At 72.2% G+C, this 17,898-nt stretch carries 14 protein-coding genes; 7 read left to right on the top strand and 7 right to left on the bottom strand.

What is annotated here, in order from left to right; all coding sequences use genetic code 11:
• The first annotated feature begins 3 nt into the window (after positions 1–3).
• The 5 genes from PV410_RS21630 (at position 4) to PV410_RS21610 (ending at position 7,701) form a co-directional block, all read left to right on the top strand.
• Entirely contained in the window at positions 4–2,319 is a 2,316-nt protein-coding gene (locus tag PV410_RS21630; protein WP_500326854.1) for an ATP-binding SpoIIE family protein phosphatase, read from the top strand.
• Between the two features lie 162 nt (positions 2,320–2,481).
• Positions 2,482–3,930 carry a catalase gene (locus PV410_RS21625; RefSeq protein WP_500326823.1) on the top strand — a complete coding sequence of 483 codons (1,449 nt, stop codon included), beginning with the start codon at positions 2,482–2,484 and terminating at the stop codon, positions 3,928–3,930.
• A gap of 173 nt (positions 3,931–4,103) precedes the next feature.
• Entirely contained in the window at positions 4,104–4,628 is a 525-nt protein-coding gene (locus PV410_RS21620; RefSeq protein ID WP_500326821.1) for a PadR family transcriptional regulator, read from the top strand.
• A 17-nt stretch (positions 4,629–4,645) separates the two neighbouring features.
• Positions 4,646–5,311: an ABC transporter ATP-binding protein gene (locus tag PV410_RS21615; protein WP_500326852.1), complete on the top strand. Its 666-nt coding sequence runs from the start codon at positions 4,646–4,648 to the stop codon at positions 5,309–5,311.
• Positions 5,308–7,701, top strand: coding sequence for an FtsX-like permease family protein (locus tag PV410_RS21610; protein WP_500326819.1), 2,394 nt, complete (start codon positions 5,308–5,310; stop codon positions 7,699–7,701). Before PV410_RS21615 ends, PV410_RS21610 begins: the two co-directional genes overlap by 4 nt.
• Before the next feature lie 18 nt (positions 7,702–7,719).
• On the opposite strand, the gene PV410_RS21605 is transcribed toward PV410_RS21610, so the two are convergent.
• Complete coding sequence (locus PV410_RS21605; protein WP_500326850.1) at positions 7,720–8,667, bottom strand: LysR substrate-binding domain-containing protein; 948 nt, start codon at positions 8,665–8,667, stop codon at positions 7,720–7,722.
• A gap of 262 nt (positions 8,668–8,929) precedes the next feature.
• Between PV410_RS21605 and PV410_RS21600 the strand changes: the two genes are divergently transcribed.
• Positions 8,930–9,484, top strand: coding sequence for a peroxiredoxin (locus PV410_RS21600; RefSeq protein ID WP_361809491.1), 555 nt, complete (start codon positions 8,930–8,932; stop codon positions 9,482–9,484).
• 2 nt (positions 9,485–9,486) lie between these two features.
• Positions 9,487–10,035 carry an alkyl hydroperoxide reductase gene (locus PV410_RS21595; RefSeq protein WP_500326817.1) on the top strand — a complete coding sequence of 183 codons (549 nt, stop codon included), beginning with the start codon at positions 9,487–9,489 and terminating at the stop codon, positions 10,033–10,035.
• A 59-nt stretch (positions 10,036–10,094) separates the two neighbouring features.
• On the opposite strand, the gene PV410_RS21590 is transcribed toward PV410_RS21595, so the two are convergent.
• From PV410_RS21590 to phoH2, 6 genes are all read right to left on the bottom strand, one after another.
• Complete coding sequence (locus PV410_RS21590) at positions 10,095–10,937, bottom strand: transglutaminase family protein (RefSeq protein ID WP_500326816.1); 843 nt, start codon at positions 10,935–10,937, stop codon at positions 10,095–10,097.
• A gap of 5 nt (positions 10,938–10,942) precedes the next feature.
• Positions 10,943–11,878: an alpha-E domain-containing protein gene (locus PV410_RS21585; RefSeq protein WP_500326814.1), complete on the bottom strand. Its 936-nt coding sequence runs from the start codon at positions 11,876–11,878 to the stop codon at positions 10,943–10,945.
• Positions 11,879–11,919: 41 nt separating this feature from the next.
• Entirely contained in the window at positions 11,920–13,503 is a 1,584-nt protein-coding gene (locus tag PV410_RS21580) for a circularly permuted type 2 ATP-grasp protein (RefSeq protein WP_500326812.1), read from the bottom strand.
• A gap of 110 nt (positions 13,504–13,613) precedes the next feature.
• Entirely contained in the window at positions 13,614–14,933 is a 1,320-nt protein-coding gene (locus PV410_RS21575; protein WP_500326810.1) for an AI-2E family transporter, read from the bottom strand.
• A 112-nt stretch (positions 14,934–15,045) separates the two neighbouring features.
• Positions 15,046–15,714, bottom strand: a complete 669-nt coding sequence (locus tag PV410_RS21570; RefSeq protein WP_499513706.1) for a lysozyme family protein — start codon at positions 15,712–15,714, stop codon at positions 15,046–15,048.
• Between the two features lie 398 nt (positions 15,715–16,112).
• Complete coding sequence (gene phoH2 / locus PV410_RS21565; RefSeq protein ID WP_499513705.1) at positions 16,113–17,432, bottom strand: PhoH family protein; 1,320 nt, start codon at positions 17,430–17,432, stop codon at positions 16,113–16,115.
• Positions 17,433–17,898: the final 466 nt, after the last annotated feature.

Below are 17,898 nucleotides of genomic sequence, written 5' to 3'. Positions count from 1 at the left end.
GCCATGCCGCCGGCGGAACGTCAGACCCCCTCCGATCCCCTCGTGTCGGCCCCCGCCCCCGCCAAGCCCGGCCGCGGCGGCCGGCGTGCGCGCGGCGGACGCACCGCGCGGCAGTCCTCCGAGGTGCGGGACCGTCAGGCCGCCCGGGTGGTCGCCGGCGAGGGGCTCGCCACCGTCCAGCACATGGCCGCCGCCCCCGCGGACGGCGCCCGCGGACGGCAGACCGTACGGCTGCGCTCCACCGACGCCCCCGGCGGCGCCCCGGCCACCGGTCCGTCCTTCGACGGCTCCGCGGGCCGGGACCGGCGGGCCGCCACCGCCATGGCCGCTCCCGTGGAGCCCGGCCGCCGGGCCACGGCGGGCGGCGGGACCCCGGGCGTCCCGGGTGTCCCCGGTCCGACGCAGCCGGAAGGCGGCGAGCCGCGCACGCGGCAGCGGACCCCTGACACGACGCTGCCCACGTCCCGGACGACGGGCCGGCAGGGAGGCCGCGGGGGCCACGCGGGCGGGCACCCCGTCGACGAGGACTCCACCGGCGGCCAGCCGCTCAAGAAGATCGGCCCGCAGAACCGCGGCCGGGCGGGGCAGGCGGAGACCGAGCGGCTGCGCTACGTCGGCGCGGCCACCCGCCGCATCGCCCGCGGCCTGGACCTGGACGAGATCGTGCTGGGTCTGTGCCGCTCCGCTGTGCCCGCCTTCGCCGACGCGATCCTGGTCTACCTGCGCGACCCGCTGCCGGTGGGCGACGAGCGCCCTTCCGGCCCGCTGGTCCTGCGGCTGCGGCGCACCGACCGGGTTCCGGACGAGAACGCCCCGGAGCCGGTGGAGGGCCTGCTCATGCCGGTCGTCCCCTCCACGGAGGGCGCGTACGGCGCTGCCGCCGAGGTCGTGACCGTCCCCATGGACGGCCCGCTGGCCGAGGTGCTGCGCGGGGTGCGCCCGGTGTTCTCCGACAACGCGCAGGCCACGGCGGCGCTCCACGAGCTGGTCGGGGGCTGCCGGCAGGCGGAGTTCGGCGAGACGTTAGACCTGCCGACCGGACGCCGGGCCATCCTGGCACCGCTGCGCGGCCGCCGCCGGGTCATCGGCGCGACCGTGCTGCTGCGCCGTCCCGAGCGTGCCCCGTTCGACCCGGACGACCTGCTGATCGCGGCCCAGCTGGCCACCCACACCGCGCTCGGCGTGGACAAGGCGGTGCTCTACGACCGCGAGGCGTCGATCGCCGACTCCCTGCAGCGCGAGATGCTGCCGGACTCCCTGCCGGAGCCCACCGGGGTCCGGCTGGCCAGCCGCTACCTGCCCGCCGCGGAGTCGGCCCGGGTCGGCGGCGACTGGTACGACGCGATCCCGCTGCCCGGCAGCCGGGTGGCGCTGGTGGTCGGCGACGTCATGGGCCACTCCATGACCTCGGCGGCGATCATGGGCCAGCTGCGGACGACCGTCCAGACCCTGGCGGGCCTGGACCTGTCGCCGCAGGAGGTGCTCTACCACCTGGACGAGCAGGCCCAGCGGCTCGGTCAGGACCGCATGGCCACCTGCATCTACGCGGTCTACGACCCGATAGCGCACCGGGTGACCATCGCCAACGCCGGCCACCCGCCGCCGGTGCTGCTGCACGCCAGCGGCCTGGCCGAGGTGCTGCGCGTGCCGCCGGGGGCCCCGATCGGCGTGGGCGGCGTGCCTTTCGAGGCGGTCGAGCTGCCCGCCCCGGCCGGGGCGACGCTGCTGCTGTACACCGACGGCCTGGTGGAGTCCCGCACCCGTGACGTGTGGGGCGGCATCGAGATGCTGCGCGAGCGGCTGCACACGGCCTCGGCGGTGCTGTGCCCGCCGCCGCTGGAACCGCTATGCGACGAGGTCCTGGAGATCGTCGGCCCGGGCGACCGGGACGACGACATCGCGCTGCTGGCCGCCCGTTTCGACGGCATCGCCCCGCGCGACGTCGCCTACTGGTTCCTGGAGCCGCGGCCGCAGACGGCCGGCCGGGCCCGGCGGCTGGTGCGCCAGGCGCTCAGCCGCTGGAACCTGGAGCCGCTGGCCGAGGCGACCGAGCTGCTGGTCAGCGAGGTGGTCACCAATGCGGTGCGGTACGCGGAGCGGCCGATCACGCTGCGGCTGCTCCGTACCGACGTGCTGCGCTGCGAGGTGGGCGACGATGCCCCGACGCTGCCGCGGATGCGCCATGCGCAGCCGCAGGACGAGGGCGGCCGCGGGCTGTACCTCGTCAACCGGATGGCGCAGCGCTGGGGAGCGACCCGGCTGAGCGCCGGGAAGGTGGTCTGGTTCGAGATGGGCATTCCGGGCGGTGCCGACCGGTAGACGCTCCGTATCCGTACACGTTTTATTTCTGGACATTGTCCAGATCCATGGCGTGAAGTCATTGCCCGGCGTGCCGAGCCGGTGATTCAGTGTTTGTGTGGTCGTTAGCGACCAGGAGCCCCCGACGGACTCTTCCGAAGATCGACGGGAGGACACACTCACATGAGCACCCCCTACACCACCAACAACGCCGGGATCCCGGTGGAGAGCGACGCGCACTCGCTCACGGTGGGCTCGGACGGCCCCATCCTCCTCCAGGACCACTACCTGATCGAGAAGATGGCGCAGTTCAACCGCGAACGGGTACCGGAGCGTGTGGTGCACGCCAAGGGCTCGGGCGCGTACGGCGTCTTCGAGGTGACGAACGACGTCAGCCAGTTCACCAAGGCCGACCTCTTCCAGCCGGGACGCCGCACGGAGATGCTGGCCCGCTTCTCGACGGTCGCCGGCGAGCTGGGCAGCCCCGACACCTGGCGCGACCCGCGCGGTTTCGCCCTGAAGTTCTACACCGAGTACGGCAACTACGACATGGTCGGCAACAACACGCCGGTCTTCTTCGTACGCGACCCGATGAAGTTCCAGGACTTCATCCGCAGCCAGAAGCGCCGCCGTGACAGCTCGCTACGCGACAACAACATGCAGTGGGACTTCTGGACGCTGTCCCCGGAGTCGGCGCACATGGTCACCTGGCTGATGGGCGACCGCGGCGTGCCCAAGTCGTACCGCCACATGAACGGCTACAGCTCCCACACCTACATGTGGGTCAACGGCGGCGGCGAGCGGTTCTGGGTCAAGTACCACTTCAAGACCGACCAGGGGATCGACTTCCTCACCCAGGAGGAGGCCGACCACTACGCGGGCGCCGACGGCGATCTGCACCGCCGGGACCTGTACCAGGCCATCGAACGCGGCGAGCACCCCTCGTGGACGCTCTACATGCAGATCATGCCGTTCGACGACGCGGCGGACTACCGGTTCAACCCCTTCGACCTCACCAAGGTGTGGCCGCACGGCGACTACCCGCTGGTCGAGGTCGGCCGGATGACCCTGAACAAGAACCCCGAGGACTACTTCATCCACATCGAGCAGGCCGCCTTCGAGCCCAGCAACATGGTGCCCGGCATCGGCCCCTCGCCGGACAAGATGCTCCTCGGCCGGCTCTTCTCGTACGCCGACACCCACCGCTACCGGATCGGCCCCAACTACGCCCAGCTGCCGCCGAACCGGGCCCACACCGAGGTGCGCTCGTACGCCAAGGACGGGCCGATGCGCTACGAGCCGTCGCGCACCGCCGCGCCGTACGCGCCGAACTCCTTCGGCGGGCCCGAGGCCGACATCCGGCGCTTCGGCGACCCGGCCGGCTGGGAGGTGGCGGGCAACATGGTGCACGAGCCGTACAAGCTGCACCGCGAGGACGACGACTTCGGCCAGGCCGGGACGATGATCCGCCAGGTCCTGGACGACGCCGCCCGCGACCGGCTGGTCTCCAACGTGTCGGGCCACCTGAAGAACGGGGTCAGCGCCCCCGTCCTGGCCCGCGCGGTCGAGTACTGGCGCAACATCGACAAGGAGGTAGGCGACCGCATCGCCGCCAACGTCAACGGCCTGTGAGCCGGACCTCCCCACGGCCGCAGCCCCGGTGCACGTGATGTCCGTCCGTGCCCCGGGGCTGCATCGCGTCCGGAACGGGAAAACCCCTGGTCATGCGGGGTCCTGTCACCGGCTCGCCGCTATGCATGAGGTCTATACACCGTAGGTATACGCGTCGTGTAGAGTCCTCGGTCATGAGCATCGGCCACACCCTGCTCGGACTCCTGGAGTCCGGCCCGCGCCACGGATACGACCTGAAGCGGGCATTCGACGACAAGTTCGGCCACGACCGCCCGCTGCACTACGGCCAGGTCTACTCGACGATGGCGCGCCTGCTGAAGAACGGGCTGGTCGAGGTCGACGGCATCGAGCCCGGCGGCGGCCCGGAACGCAAGCGGTACGCGATCACCGAGGCCGGGATCACCGACGTCGAGAAGTGGCTCGGGCAGCCGGAGAAGCCCGAGCCCTACCTGCAGAACACCCTCTACACCAAGGTCGTCCTCGCGCTGCTCACCGGGCGCAGCGCCGCCGATCTCCTCGACACACAAAGGTCCGAGCATCTGCGGCTGATGCGGGAACTGACCGAACGCAAGCGGCACGGCGACTTCGCGGACCAGCTCATCTGCGACCACGCCCTGTTCCACCTGGAGGCGGACCTGCGGTGGCTGGAGCTCACCGCCGCCCGCCTGGACCTACTCGCGGCGGAGGTAGCCGAGTGAGCACCACGGAGAACCTGATGGAGGCCGTCGACCTGCACAAGGCGTACGGCCCGACCCCGGCCCTGGACGGCGCGGAGTTCGCGATACGCGCCGGGGAGGTGGTCGCGGTCATGGGGCCGTCCGGCTCCGGCAAGTCGACGCTGCTGCACTGCCTGGCCGGCATCGTCCGGCCGGACTCCGGCCAGGTGCTGTACCGGGGACGGGACCTGACCGCGATGAGCGACGCCGAGCGCAGCGCGCTGCGCCGCGGGGAGTTCGGCTTCGTCTTCCAGTTCGGCCAGCTCGTCCCGGAGCTGACCTGCGTGGAGAACGTGGCGCTGCCGCTGCGGCTGAACGGCACCCGGCGCAAGGAGGCCGAGGCGCGCGCCGGCGAGTGGCTGGCCCGGCTGGAGGTCGACGACCTGGCCGGCAAGCGTCCCGGCGAGATCTCCGGCGGCCAGGGCCAGCGGGTCGCGGTGGCGCGGGCGCTGGTCACCGGCCCGCGGGTGGTCTTCGCCGACGAGCCGACCGGCGCCCTGGACTCCCTCAACGGCGAGCGGGTGATGCGCATGCTGACCGACGCCGCCCGTGACACCGACGCCGCCGTCGTCCTGGTCACGCACGAGGCGCGGGTGGCCGCCTACTCCGACCGCGAGGTCGTCGTCCGCGACGGCAAGTCCCGCGACATGGAGAGGGTGGCATGAGCACCTCCGGACAGGGCGGTACCGGCGGCATGGTCGGGACCTGGGTCCGCGACCTCGCCCTCGGCCTGCGCTTCGCGGCGACCGGCGGCCGCGAGGGCTGGACCCGCACCGTCCTCACCGCGGTCGGCGTCGGCCTCGGTGTGGCGATGCTGCTGCTGGCGGCCGCCGTGCCCGCCATGATGAGCGCCCGCAACGACCGGGCGTACGAGCGGGACTACTCCTGGTTCAAGGAGCCGCCCAAGCAGACCGCCAGCACGGTGCTGTACTCCTCGGCCGACACCAACTTCCGCGAGGACAACATCCGCGGTCTGCTGCTCAAGGCCGACGGTGACCGGCCGGTGCTCCCGCCGGGCGTCAAGACGATGCCCGCGCCCGGTGAGATGGTGGTCTCCCCCGCGCTGAAGAAGCTGCTCGACCAGCCCGGCAGCAAGCTGCTGCGGGAACGGCTGGACTACCGCCTCGCCGGCGTCATCGGCGACCAGGGCCTGCTCGGACCCGCCGAACTGGCCTACTACGCGGGCAGCGACTCCCTCGTCGCCAGGAACGCGGACGGCACCTCCGGGAACGCCACCCGCATCCCGTACTTCGGGCGCGGTGAGGTGAAGGGCGATCCTCTGGGCGGCGTGCTGACCCTGCTGGTCGTCATCATCGTCGTGGTGCTGCTGATGCCGGTGGCCGTCTTCATCGGCACCGCGGTGCGCTTCGGCGGCGAACGCCGGGACCGGCGGCTGGCCGCGCTGCGGCTGGTCGGCGCGGACAGCAGGATGACCCGGCGGATCGCGGCCGGCGAGGCACTGTTCGGCTCCCTGCTCGGACTCGCCGTGGGCACGGGGATCTTCCTGGTCACCCGGCAGTTCTCGCCCGATGTGACGCTGTACGACATCAGCGTCTACCCGTCCGACATCACGCCCGGTCCCGGGCTGGCCGCACTGGTGGCGGTGGCGGTTCCGGGGGCGGCGGTCGCGGTCACCCTGCTGGCGATGCGCGGCATCGCCGTCGAGCCGCTCGGAGTGGTGCGCAAGGCCACCGCGCAGAAGCGCAGGCTGTGGTGGCGGCTGCTGATCCCGCTGGCCGGGCTCGGACTGCTGGCCCCGCTGTTCGGGAGCATCTCCCAGAACACCTCGGTCAACCCCTACCAGGTGACGGCCGGCGTGGTCCTGCTGCTGGTCGGTCTCACCGCCGTACTGCCCTGGCTGGTCGAGTCGGTCGTCGGCCGCCTCCGCGGCGGCCCGCTGCCCTGGCAGCTGGCCACCCGCCGCATCCAGCTCAACAGCAGTGCCGCCGCCCGCATGGTCAGCGGTGTCACCGTCGCCGTCGCGGGGGCGATCGCCCTCCAGTCGCTCTTCACGGGGGTCCAGAGCGACTTCGTCACGGCGACCGGAGACGACCCGGAGCGCGCCCAGCTCAGCATCATGCAGACCGTCGACAGCGGGGCCGAGGCGCAGCGCGTGGAGAAGGCCTTCGCCGAGACCCCGGGCATCCGCGCGGTGCTCGGCGTCATCCAGGACGACGCCGCCCGGGGGGACATCTCGAAGCGGATGGGCGTCGACGGGAGCCAGAGCGTACCCCTGGTCCTGGGCGACTGCGTGACGCTGCGCGAACTCGCCCACGTCGGGGCCGGCTGCGCCGACGGCGACGTGTTCCTGGTGTCCGACCCCGGCGGCTACGGTGACATGAGCTTCGCCGAGCCCGGCGACACGCTCGACCTCAACACGCCGGTCACGGACAAGTACACCGGCACGCCGCGGCCGTGGCGCATCCCGGCGGACGCCCGCACGGTGCAGTCCCGCGTCTCACCGGACGGGAACCAGGAGTGGGGCGTGCTGGCCACCCCCGGTGCCCTGGACGTGGCGGCCCTGCGCACGCCCGCCGTCCGGCTCATGCTGAGGACCGACCCGGGCTCGCCGGACGCCGTCGAGCACGCCCGCAACACCGCGGCACGGATCGACCCCACGCTCAGCGTCTTCCAGCTGACCGCCACCAGCGAGGACCGCAAGTTCGCGACGATCCGGCGCGGGCTGTTCATCGGCGCCACGGCCACCCTGGCCCTGATCGGCGCGAGCCTGCTGGTCTCCATGCTGGAGCAACTGCGCGAGCGCAGGCGGCTGCTGGCCGTCCTGGTCGCCTTCGGCACCCGGCGGTCCGTGCTCGGGCTGTCGGTCCTCTGGCAGACCGCGCTGCCGGTCGCCCTGGGACTCGTCCTCGCCGTCGTCGGGGGTGCCGGTCTCGGCGCCGCCCTGCGGACGATGGTGGGTGAGGACCCCCGCGTCGACTGGGCGAGCGTGGGCGCCATGACCGGCGCCGGAGCGGGAGTGGTCATCCTGGTCACGGCGCTGAGCCTGCCGCCGCTGTGGCGGATGATGCGTCCGGACGGTCTGCGCACCGAGTGACCCCGGGCGGTTCGCCCGTCAGCGGGCGAACCGTACCGGCAGCGGTGCCAGGGCACCGCGCAGCGCGGAGGCGAAGGCCTGAAACTCCTCCGCGCGCGCGGTGCCCGCGCGCATCGCCAGCGCGATGCGCCGTGACGGCGCCGGGTCGGCGAAGTACCCCGTGGCGAGGTCCGCGCTGCGTCCGGTCTCCACCGGGACCGCCGTCCGCGGCAGCAGCGTCACCCCGAGCCCGCCGGCCACCAGCTGCACCAGCGTGGACAGCCCCGCCGCGGTCGTGGTGGCGGTCGCCCCCTCGGTGCGGCCCGCCTCCCGGCAGACGTCCAGCGCCTGGTCGCGCAGGCAGTGCCCCTCCTCCAGCAACAGCAGGTCCAGCTGCCGCAGGGCCTCGCGGGGGATGTCCATCCGTCCGGCCAGCCAGTGGTCGCGCGGGGTGACCAGGACGAAGTCCTCGTCGAAGAGCGGCAGTTCGGCGACGGCGGGGACACCGAGCGGTACGGCGAGCAGCAGCAGGTCCAGCCGGCCCGCCGTGAGGCCGTCCAGCAGCGAGGACGTCTGCTCCTCGTGCACCTGCAGGTCGAGCTCCGGGTACGTGTCGTGCGCCAGCCGCAGCACGGTCGGCAGCAGGTAGGGCGCCACCGTCGGGATCACCCCGAGCCGCAGCACCCCGGTGAAGGGCGCGCGCGCCGCCTCCGCCTCGTCGAGCAGGTCGCCGACCGCTCCCAGCACCGCCCGCGCCCGGACCGCGAGGCGCTCCCCCGCCGAGGTCAGCAGCACCTTGCGGGTCGTGCGCTCCACGAGCACCACCCCGAGCGCCTCCTCCAGCGCGGCGACCGCCCCGGACAGCGCCGGCTGGCTCGTGCCGATCGCCGCGGCCGCGTCCCTGAAGTGCAGGTGCTCGGCGACGGCCGCGAAGGCCCGCAGCTGGGAAAGGCTCGGCTGGCGCTGGCTGCCGCGCTGACTACTGATAACCGCCTCCGATCAACGACCTCCAGTCTAGTTGCGTACGCGATCAATGACCGACGGGGCCGGGCGGCCGTCCGCCCCCTGTGGTGCCGGTCACTCTGCGCAGCGGCACGCCGGAGCCTCACTCGTCGATAAGGGCTTCCGATCAATGCGACCCGCCGGGGCGATTTCACTGATCAATGACCTCATGGCAGGGTGAGCGGGACCCATCAAGGGACCGTGCGGCCACCCCGCGCCCGGGTCCCGACCCTCCCTAGGAGTGCGCGTGCTCACCGTCGGTGACAAGTTCCCCACGTTCGAACTGACCGCCTGTGTGGACCTCGACCCCGAGAAGGCCTTCGCCCAGATCGACCACAAGTCGTACGAGGGCAAGTGGAAGGTCTACTTCGCGTGGCCGAAGGACTTCACCTTCGTCTGCCCGACGGAGATCGCGGCGTTCGGCAAGCTGAACGACGAGTTCGCCGACCGTGACGCGCAGATCCTCGGCTTCTCCGTCGACTCCGAGTTCGTGCACCACGCCTGGCGCAAGGACCACGACGACCTGCGCGACCTGCCCTTCCCGATGCTGTCGGACATCAAGCGCGAGCTGTGCACCGACCTCGGCATCCTCGGCGAGGACGGCGTCGCCCAGCGCGCCACCTTCATCGTCGACCCGAACAACGAGATCCAGTTCGTCATGGTGACCGCCGGTTCCGTGGGCCGTAACCCCAAGGAGGTCCTGCGGGTCCTCGACGCGCTGCAGACGGACGAGCTGTGCCCCTGCAACTGGAAGAAGGGCGACGAGACCCTCGACGTCGTCAAGCTGCTGGCCGGTGAGTGACCGTGGCGCTCGATGAGCTGAAGTCCGCGCTGCCGGACTACGCCAAGGACCTCAAGCTCAACCTGGGCTCCGTGATCGGCAACGCCGAGGACACGGGACTCCTCACCCAGCAGCAGCTGTGGGGCACGGTGCTGGCCACCGCCATCGCCTCGCGCTCGGCCGTCGTGCTGCGCGCGCTGGAGCCCGAGGCCCGCGAGAACCTCTCGCCGGAGGCGTACCAGGCCGCCAAGGCCGCCGCCGCCATCATGGCGATGAACAACGTCTACTACCGGACCCGGCACCTGCTGTCGGACCCGGAGTACGGCAACCTGCGGGCCGGTCTGCGGATGAACGTCATCGGCAACCCGGGCGTCGACAAGACCGACTTCGAGCTCTGGTCGCTGGCGGTCTCGGCGATCAACGGCTGCGGGATGTGCCTCGACTCGCACGAGCAGGTGCTGCGCAAGGCGGGCGTCGAGCGCGAGACGGTCCAGGAAGCCTTCAAGATCGCCGCCGTCGTGCAGGCGGTCGCGGCGACCCTGGACGCCGAGGCGGTCCTCGCCGGCGCGTGACGCGTGCTCCTGGGGCCCGGCCACCCTTCGGGGGAGCCGGGCCCTTCGGCCGTCCCGTGTCAGGCCAGCCGCGTGAACTCCACCGTGACCCGGGGCGGTCCGCTGGCGGCGCCGCGGTAGACGCCCTTGTGCGGTGTGACGTCCCCGTAGTCGCGGCCTCGGCCCACCACGACGTGGGACTCGTCGGCGCGGCAGCGGTTCGTGGGGTCGTAGCCGTACCACTCCCCCGCCCAGTACTCGACCCAGGCGTGGCTCTGCCCGGCGACGGCCCGGTGCAGACCGGCCTCGCGGTCCGGGTGCAGGTAGCCCGACACGTACCGCGTGGGCAGCCCGATGCCGCGCAGCAGCCCGGCCGTCAGGTGGGCGATGTCCTGGCAGACGCCGGCGCCCTGCTCCCAGGCCTCCTGCGCGGAGGTGTGGACCGCGGTGGCGCCCGGCACGTACGCCACCCGGTCGGCAACCGACTCCGCCACCGCGACCGCCGCCTCATGGGGGTCGAGCCCCGCCACCGCGTCCCGGACGGCGCCGGTGACCTCGGGGGCGACGCAGGTCCGCGGCGTGGACGCGATGTGCTCCAGCAGCCGCGTCGCCGCGGCCCGTCCGGCGATCTCCGGCCATCCGGCCGGGGTGCGGAGCGGTGCCGGCGGCGCGGTCTCGACCAGCGAGACCGCGGTGATGACCAGGTCCGCGTGCGGTTCCGTCAGGTCGAAGCAGGTGACCTGGGTGCCCCAGTAGTCCCAGTACGACCAGGTGGTGGTCGCCGGGCTGACGGTGACCCGGGCGTCGAGGGTCGTCTGGCGGGGCAGGGTGAGCGGGGTCATGCGGACCTCGTTGTGGGAGGAGACCGCCGCCTCGGAGTAGCCGACCCGGGTCTCGTGCCGGATGCGCAGTCTGCGGGCCATCGCGCTCACGCTCCTTCCTGCGCCCACGCCATGGCGCCCTGGTAGGGGAAGAACCGTTCCGCCACAGCCTCGGCCGAGGCCATGCACGCCTGCTGGAGGTCGCGCAGCAGCAGCGGCAGCGCCTCCTCCAGGCTGCCGGAGTCCAGGTACTCCAGCCGGGTGCGCATACGCCCGATGGGTCGGCGGGCCGGGTCGTGCCGGGGTCTGCCCAGCTCCGTGAGGCAGTCCTCGGCGGTGGTGAGCGCATGCAGCGCGCTGCGCGGGAAGTCCCGGTCCAGCAGCAGGAACTCCGCGACCCGCGCGGTGTCCCCGAATCCTCCGTACACCCGGGCGAAGGCCTCGTCCGCGCCGCTGGCACTGAGCAGCGTCGGCCAGTCGGGGGCGTGCGCGGCGTCCAGGACCCGCACCGCGAGCAACCGTACGGTCATGTCGACGCGTTCGAGGCTCCGGCCGAGCACCATGAAGCGCCAGCTGTCGTCCCGGCTCATCGTGGAGTCGGTGAGCCCGGCGAAGAGGGCCGCCCTGCGGCGTACGAGGTCCAGGTAGGCGTACGGACCGGTGCGGCGCGCGGCGCGGCGCTGCTCGCCCAGGGCATGCCAGGTGGAGTTGAGGCACTGCCACATGTCGGAGGAGATCGCCTCGCGCGCGCTGCGTGCGTTCGCGCGGGCGGCGCCGAGCGCCCCCTCGATGGAGCCTGGGCTGCGCGCGTCGAAGGCGAGGGCGTCCATCACCTGGTCCATGTCGCAGGGCTGGTCGCCCGGGGCGGACAAGCCGAGGATCGCGTACAGCGATCGGCACGCGGCGTCCTCGTCCCGCCAGGGGTCCTCCAGCAACCGGTGCAGGTAGGCGTCGAGGATGCGGGCGGTGGCGTCGGCGCGCTCGACGTAGCGGCCGGTCCAGGTCAGCGCCTCCGCGATGCGGGAGAGGATGATGTCGTTCATCGCCGTGCCTCCTGCCGGTCCGGTCGGTGCCGTCGGTGCCGTCACTGCTGCTGGGCTCCTTCCTGCTCGGACGGACCACGGCCGCCGCCGGGTCCGAGGTGGCGCGGGGCCACCGACGGCGGCACGGCCGCCGCGCCCTCCGCCTCCGCCGCGTCCTGCTCCGGCGGCCCGCCGAAGGCCTCGGCGGACCGGCGCGCCGGCGCCAGTACCCAGGTGTCCTTCGAGCCGCCGCCCTGGCTGGAGTTGACGATGAGGTTGCCCTCCCGCAGGGCGACCCGGGTGAGGCCGCCGGGCAGCACCCAGATCTCGTCCCCGTCGTTGACGGCGAAGGGCCGCAGGTCGATGTGGCGCGGGGCGACCCCGCCGTCGGCGAAGGTCGGCGAGGTCGACAGGGCGACCGGGCGCTGGGCGATCCAGCCCCGGGGGTCGGCGGCCACCGCCTTGCGGGTCCGCTCCAGGGTCGCGGCGTCGGCGGCGGGCCCGATGACGATGCCGGAACCCCCCGCCCCGTCGACCGGCTTGACGACGAGCTGGTCGATCTGGTCGAGGACGGCCTCCAGCCGGCCGGGCTCGTCGGGCCGGAAGGACTCGACGTTGGGCAGGACGGGCTCCTCACCGAGGTAGTAGCGGATCAGGTCGGGGACGTAGGTGTAGAGCAGTTTGTCGTCGGCGATCCCGTTGCCCACGGCGTTGGCGAGGGTGACGTTCCCGGCCGTCGCGGCGCCCAGGATGCCCGGGCAGCCGATCACCGAGTCCGGCCGGAAGTGCAGCGGGTCGAGGAAGTCGTCGTCGAGCCGGCGGTATACGACGTGGACCGGCACCTCGCCGCGGGTCGTCCGCATCCACACCCGGTTGCCGGAGCACACCAGGTCGTCCCCCTGGACCAGTTGCACCCCCATCAGCCGGGCCAGCAGTGCGTGCTCGAAGTACGCGGCGTTGCTCGGTCCCGGGGTGAGCACGACGACCTGCGGGTCGGTCACCCCCGCGGGCGCGGCGGCACGCAGCGCCGCCAGCAGCCGCTGGCCGTAGGCGTCCACCGGACGCACCGGCTGCTCCGCGAAGAGGGAGGGGAACATCCGGGTCATCGCCCGCCGGTTCTCGATGACGTAGCTGACGCCGGAGGGGACGCGCACGTTGTCCTCCAGGACCCGGAACGCGCCCTGTTCGTCCCGGACGAGGTCGATCCCGCTCACGTGCACACGCACCCCGTTCGGGGGCTCGACGCCGTGCGCCGCCCGGTGGAAGTGCGGGGACTGCAGCAGCAGCCGCCAGGGGACGACGCCGTCCTCGAAGGCGCGGGCCGGGCCGTAGGCGTCGGCGAGGTAGGCCTCCAGCGCCCTTACCCGCTGGATCACCCCGCGCTGGACCAGGTCCCACTCCAGGGCGTCGAGGACCCGCGGGACGAGGTCGAGCGGCCAGGGCCGCTCCTCCCCCGCGAAGGCGTAGGTGACCCCGCGGTCCGTGAACGAACGGGCCATCTGGTCCGCCCGGAACCTCAGCTCGGCCGCGTCCATGGGCTGCAGGGCGGCCAGTACCGGCTCATAGGCGGTCCTGACCACACCCGGCCGCTCGAACATCTCGTCCCACGCGTCGGCCAACGCGTACGCGTCAAATATGTCCGCCATGACGCGACGTTAGGCGCACTGTGTGACGCACCGGTCACGGTGCGATTTCCGGGAGCGCACACGCGCGCGGCCGCCCCGAGGGGCGGTCGCGGCACCGGGTGGTCACACCGTCAGACGGTCTCCCCCGGCGTGGCGTCGGGGAGTCCCCGCGCACCGACCGGCGCCACCTCGGCGGCCGTCGCGCCGTGCGGTGCGGGCTCGTCGGCCATCGCCGCCTCCCGGGAGTGGGCCCGCAGGTAGCCGACCACGGTGTTGGTCACCGCGACCAGCGGTACGGCCACGACCGCCCCGCCGATCCCCGCGATGAGCGAACCGGCGGCCACCGACAGGATCACGCCGAGCGGATGCACCCGCACCGCCCGGCCCAGGATGAACGGCTGCAGGATGTGGCCCTCGATCTGCTGCACCAGCAGGACCACCACCAGCACCATCAGCGCCGTGAACGGACCTTCCGTCACCAGCGCCACCACCATCGCGATGACACCTGAGGCGACCGCGCCGACCAGGGGGACGAACGCGGCGAGGAAGATGATGACGGCCAGCGGCACCGCCATCGGCACCCCGAGGATGCCGATGCCGATGCCGATGAAGATGGCGTCGATCAGGGCCACTATCACCGTGCCGCGCACGTAGAGGGTGAGCGTGCGCCAGGCGCGCGGCCCCGCGCCGCCGAGGCCGTCGCGGGCGTCCACGGGGAAGAGCTTGAGGAACCAGTTCCAGATGTTCCGGCCGTCGTAGAGCAGGAAGAGCGTGCTGAACATCGCCAGGAGGATGCCGGTGAGCATCTCCACGACGACGGTGACGCCCTGCAGCCCGGCGTCGGTCAGCGCCTTGGAGTTGGTGCCGATCGCCTCCTGGAGGTTCTTGGCGATCTGGTTGATCTGGTCCTCGGTCACGTGGAACGGGCTGTTGAGCAGCCAGCGCTTCAGTTCGGTGATGCCGTCCTGGAGGCTGTTGGAGAGGTTGTCGATGTTCTCCATGACCTGCCAGACCACGAACCAGCCGACCAGGCCCATCATCACGAAGCCGCCGATGAAGACGATGGCCGTGGCGAACCCGCGCGGCACCCCCAACCGCTTCAGCCGGCCCACGAAGGGCTGCAGCAGCGCGGTGATCAGCAGCGCGGCGACGAAGGAGAGGACGACCAGCTGTATGGTGCCGATCACCCGCATCAGCACCCAGACCGTGCCGGCCAGCACCAGCAGCCGCCAGCCGAGTTCGGCCGCGACCCGCATGCTCCACGGCACCCGGGCGACCGGGTCGCCGGGGCCGGAGGTGCGCGCCGGGTACCGGCGCGCGGCCTGCTCCTCCTGACGGCGGGCCTCCTCGCGGGCGCCCGCGGCCGCGGCCCGGCGCTGTTCCTCCAGCCTCCCGGCGAGCTTGGCGAGCTCCGCCGCCAGCCCGGAGCCCCATTGGCGCTTCTCCGACATCGCTTCCCCTGTCCCCCGCCCCCCGGCCTGTCCGTCCGCACCACCGTACGCGCAACGAGCCCCCGATCCCTCAAGGGGTCGGGGGCTCGTCGGCGATTTGTGGATGTACGGCCTAGTACCAGTGGTTGGCCTGCCAGAACGACCAGGCACCGCAGGGGCTGCCGTACCGGCTGTTCATGTAGTTGAGGCCCCACTTGATCTGGGTACCGGGATTGGTGCGCCAGTCGGCGCCCGCGGAGGCCATCTTGGAGCCGGGCAGGGCCTGGACGAGACCGTAGGCGCCGGAAGAGGCGTTCGTCGCGGTGTAGTTCCAGCCGCTCTCACGGGTGACGATGTTGGAGAAGCACTGGTACTGGGAGGCGTCGCCTATGAGGCCCTGGGCCATGGCCTGGACTTCGGAGACCGTGTACGAGGCCTTCACGACCAGCGCGGCGCGCTCCGCGGCGCGGGAGGCCTCCTTGGCCTTGCGGTCGGCCTCGGCCTTCTCCTCCGCCTTCTTCCGGGCGGAGGCGTCCTTGGCGGCCTGCTTGCGCGCTGCCTCCTCGGCGGCCTTCTTCGCGCCGGCGTCGGCGGCGTCGGACTGCGCCTGCACCTGCTGCGTGAGGGAAGCCTGCTGGACCTGCTGCCCAGCGGGTATGTCCGCGAGGACGGTGGTCGCATCGGCGGCGGCGACGGGCTGTACGACACCCTCGCTACCGGAGGCGACACCGACGACGGCGCCCACAGTGGTGACCGCAGTGGCCGAAGCCACCGCGAATCCCCGGACCGAGATCCGGCTCACACGGTTTCCTTCCAGCGTCGCCCGCTTGGTGACCTCACGGACGCGATCGTGCCCCTTCGCACTGGCTTCCTGCTGCACCGGTCACAGAAGCACTGGCCCGGTGCGGCTCCCCCGACGGGGCGGGAGTCCGCTGATTCGGTTCGGGCGGCCCACGGCGAACGCTGTTCAGTTCTGAGGTTCCGTACGTTTGCGGGTACGGGTGTGCCGAGGGCGGGGGCCTGACAGAACCGACAGCCTGCCGTAGCCGGACGCGTCCACGCAATTCCCCGTTGCGTGTCAAAGCTCACACGCCACGTAGGCCACGGAAATTTCCGTTACGCATCCGTAGCCTCCGGACACAGCGCTAGGCTGCTGCGCCCTCGCGGCGCAGCAGCCTAGCGGACCGTCCAACTCGTCTGTTACGCCCGCCCGTCCTCCAGCATCTCCGTCACGAGCGCGGCGATCGGCGAGCGCTCGGAGCGGGTCAGGGTGATGTGCGCGAACAGCGGGTGGCCCTTGAGCTTCTCGACGACGGCGACCACTCCGTCGTACCGACCCACCCTCAGGTTGTCGCGCTGGGCGACGTCATGAGTCAGGACAACCCGGGAATTCTGCCCAATACGGGACAACACGGTCAGCAGGACGTTGCGCTCCAGGGACTGCGCCTCGTCGACGATCACGAAGGCGTCGTGCAGGGAGCGGCCCCGGATGTGCGTGAGGGGCAGGACCTCCAGCATGCCGCGCGCCACGACCTCCTCGATGACCTCCTTCGACGTCACCGCGCCCAGGGTGTCGAAGACCGCCTGGGCCCACGGGCTCATCTTCTCCGCCTCGGTGCCCGGCAGGTAGCCGAGCTCCTGACCGCCCACGGCGTACAGCGGCCGGAAGACCATGACCTTCTGGTGCTGCTGACGCTCCAGCACCGCCTCCAGCCCCGCGCACAGCGCCAGCGCCGACTTGCCGGTGCCGGCCCGGCCGCCCATCGACACGATGCCGACGTCCGGGTCGAGCAGCAGGTCCAGCGCGATCCGCTGCTCGGCGCTGCGGCCGTGGATGCCGAAGGCCTCCCGGTCGCCGCGCACCAGCCGGACCCGGCCGTCGGCCGTGACCCGGCCGAGCGCCTTGCCGCGGTCCGACTGCAGCACCAGACCGGTGTGCACCGGGAGCCCGGCCGCGTCGGGCACGTCGACCGTCTCCTCCTGGAAGAGGTCGTCCACCTCCTGGGCCGAGACCTGCAGCTCGTGCATCCCCGTCCACCCGGAGGTGATCGCCAGCTCGGCCCGGTACTCCTCGGCCAGCAGGCCGACGGAGGAGGCCTTGACGCGCAGCGGCAGGTCCTTGGAGACGACGGTGACGTCGTACCCCTCGGCCTGGAGGTTCCGGGCCACCGCGAGGATCCGCGAGTCGTTGTCGCCCAGGCGGAACCCCGCGGGCAGCACGCCCGGGTCCGAGTGGTTCAGCTCGACGCGCAGGGTGCCGCCCAGCTCGCCGATCGGGATGGGTGCGTCCAGCCGCCCGTACCGGATCCGGTACTCGTCGAGCAACCGCAACGCCTGGCGGGCGAAGTAGCCGAGCTCGGGGTGGTGGCGCTTGGCTTCCAACTCGGTCACCACCACGACCGGCAGGACCACCTCGTGCTCATCGAAGCGGAGGAGGGCATGCGGGTCGGCAAGCAGCACGCTGGTGTCGAGTACGTAAGTGCGCCGGTCGTGCTCACGGCGATTCTTGCTGGTCACCACGTGTGGACGAACCCCCTCGGAAGAGGTCGGGGTGCGACGGCGTCGCGCGGGACAGGGCCGGGACCGACCAGAAGGGCCGGACCACGGCCCTTCGAGTCGACGCGGTCAATGCCGTCCGAGTCAAGGGTTGACAACGGCACGTCCGTGAGCAAGGGGCCTCCCGGGCGGACGGGCCAGGTGCCGTCCGCTTCTGTCCGACATCCATGGGCCGGATGTCGGTCTGACGGGTCTATTCCCTCGAAAGTGGAGGCCTATGCGACTGCATATGACAGGTGTTGGCCCGGGCCCTACCCTTGCCGCCCCGCCGCCCGATGTTCGCGCCCCCGTCGCCGGGACGTAATCCGGCCACCGCCCCTTCGGCCGTTCGCCGCAAGCCGGGTGTGGCGCATCTCTCCCCGGCAGGGCCGTTCGGGTGACGCCGGGAGCCGGGGCTCGCGCTCAGGCCCCGTAGCGCCGGTGCCGCGCC

The organism is Streptomyces sp. PA03-5A (assembly GCF_033792725.1).
GTDB lineage: Bacteria > Actinomycetota > Actinomycetes > Streptomycetales > Streptomycetaceae > Actinacidiphila.
Note: the sequence above shows the minus strand (reverse complement) of the source record. Positions and strands in the feature narration are given on the sequence as shown.

Coding starts and splice junctions, on each gene's coding strand:
- PV410_RS21575 (WP_500326810.1), bottom strand. CDS start 14,933: ATGTCGGAGAAGCGCCAATGGGGCTCCGGGCTGGCGGCGGAGCTCGCC.
- PV410_RS21630 (WP_500326854.1), top strand. CDS start 4: ATGCCGCCGGCGGAACGTCAGACCCCCTCCGATCCCCTCGTGTCGGCC.
- PV410_RS21625 (WP_500326823.1), top strand. CDS start 2,482: ATGAGCACCCCCTACACCACCAACAACGCCGGGATCCCGGTGGAGAGC.
- PV410_RS21610 (WP_500326819.1), top strand. CDS start 5,308: ATGAGCACCTCCGGACAGGGCGGTACCGGCGGCATGGTCGGGACCTGG.
- PV410_RS21615 (WP_500326852.1), top strand. CDS start 4,646: ATGGAGGCCGTCGACCTGCACAAGGCGTACGGCCCGACCCCGGCCCTG.
- PV410_RS21585 (WP_500326814.1), bottom strand. CDS start 11,878: ATGAACGACATCATCCTCTCCCGCATCGCGGAGGCGCTGACCTGGACC.
- PV410_RS21620 (WP_500326821.1), top strand. CDS start 4,104: ATGAGCATCGGCCACACCCTGCTCGGACTCCTGGAGTCCGGCCCGCGC.
- PV410_RS21580 (WP_500326812.1), bottom strand. CDS start 13,503: ATGGCGGACATATTTGACGCGTACGCGTTGGCCGACGCGTGGGACGAG.
- PV410_RS21590 (WP_500326816.1), bottom strand. CDS start 10,937: ATGGCCCGCAGACTGCGCATCCGGCACGAGACCCGGGTCGGCTACTCC.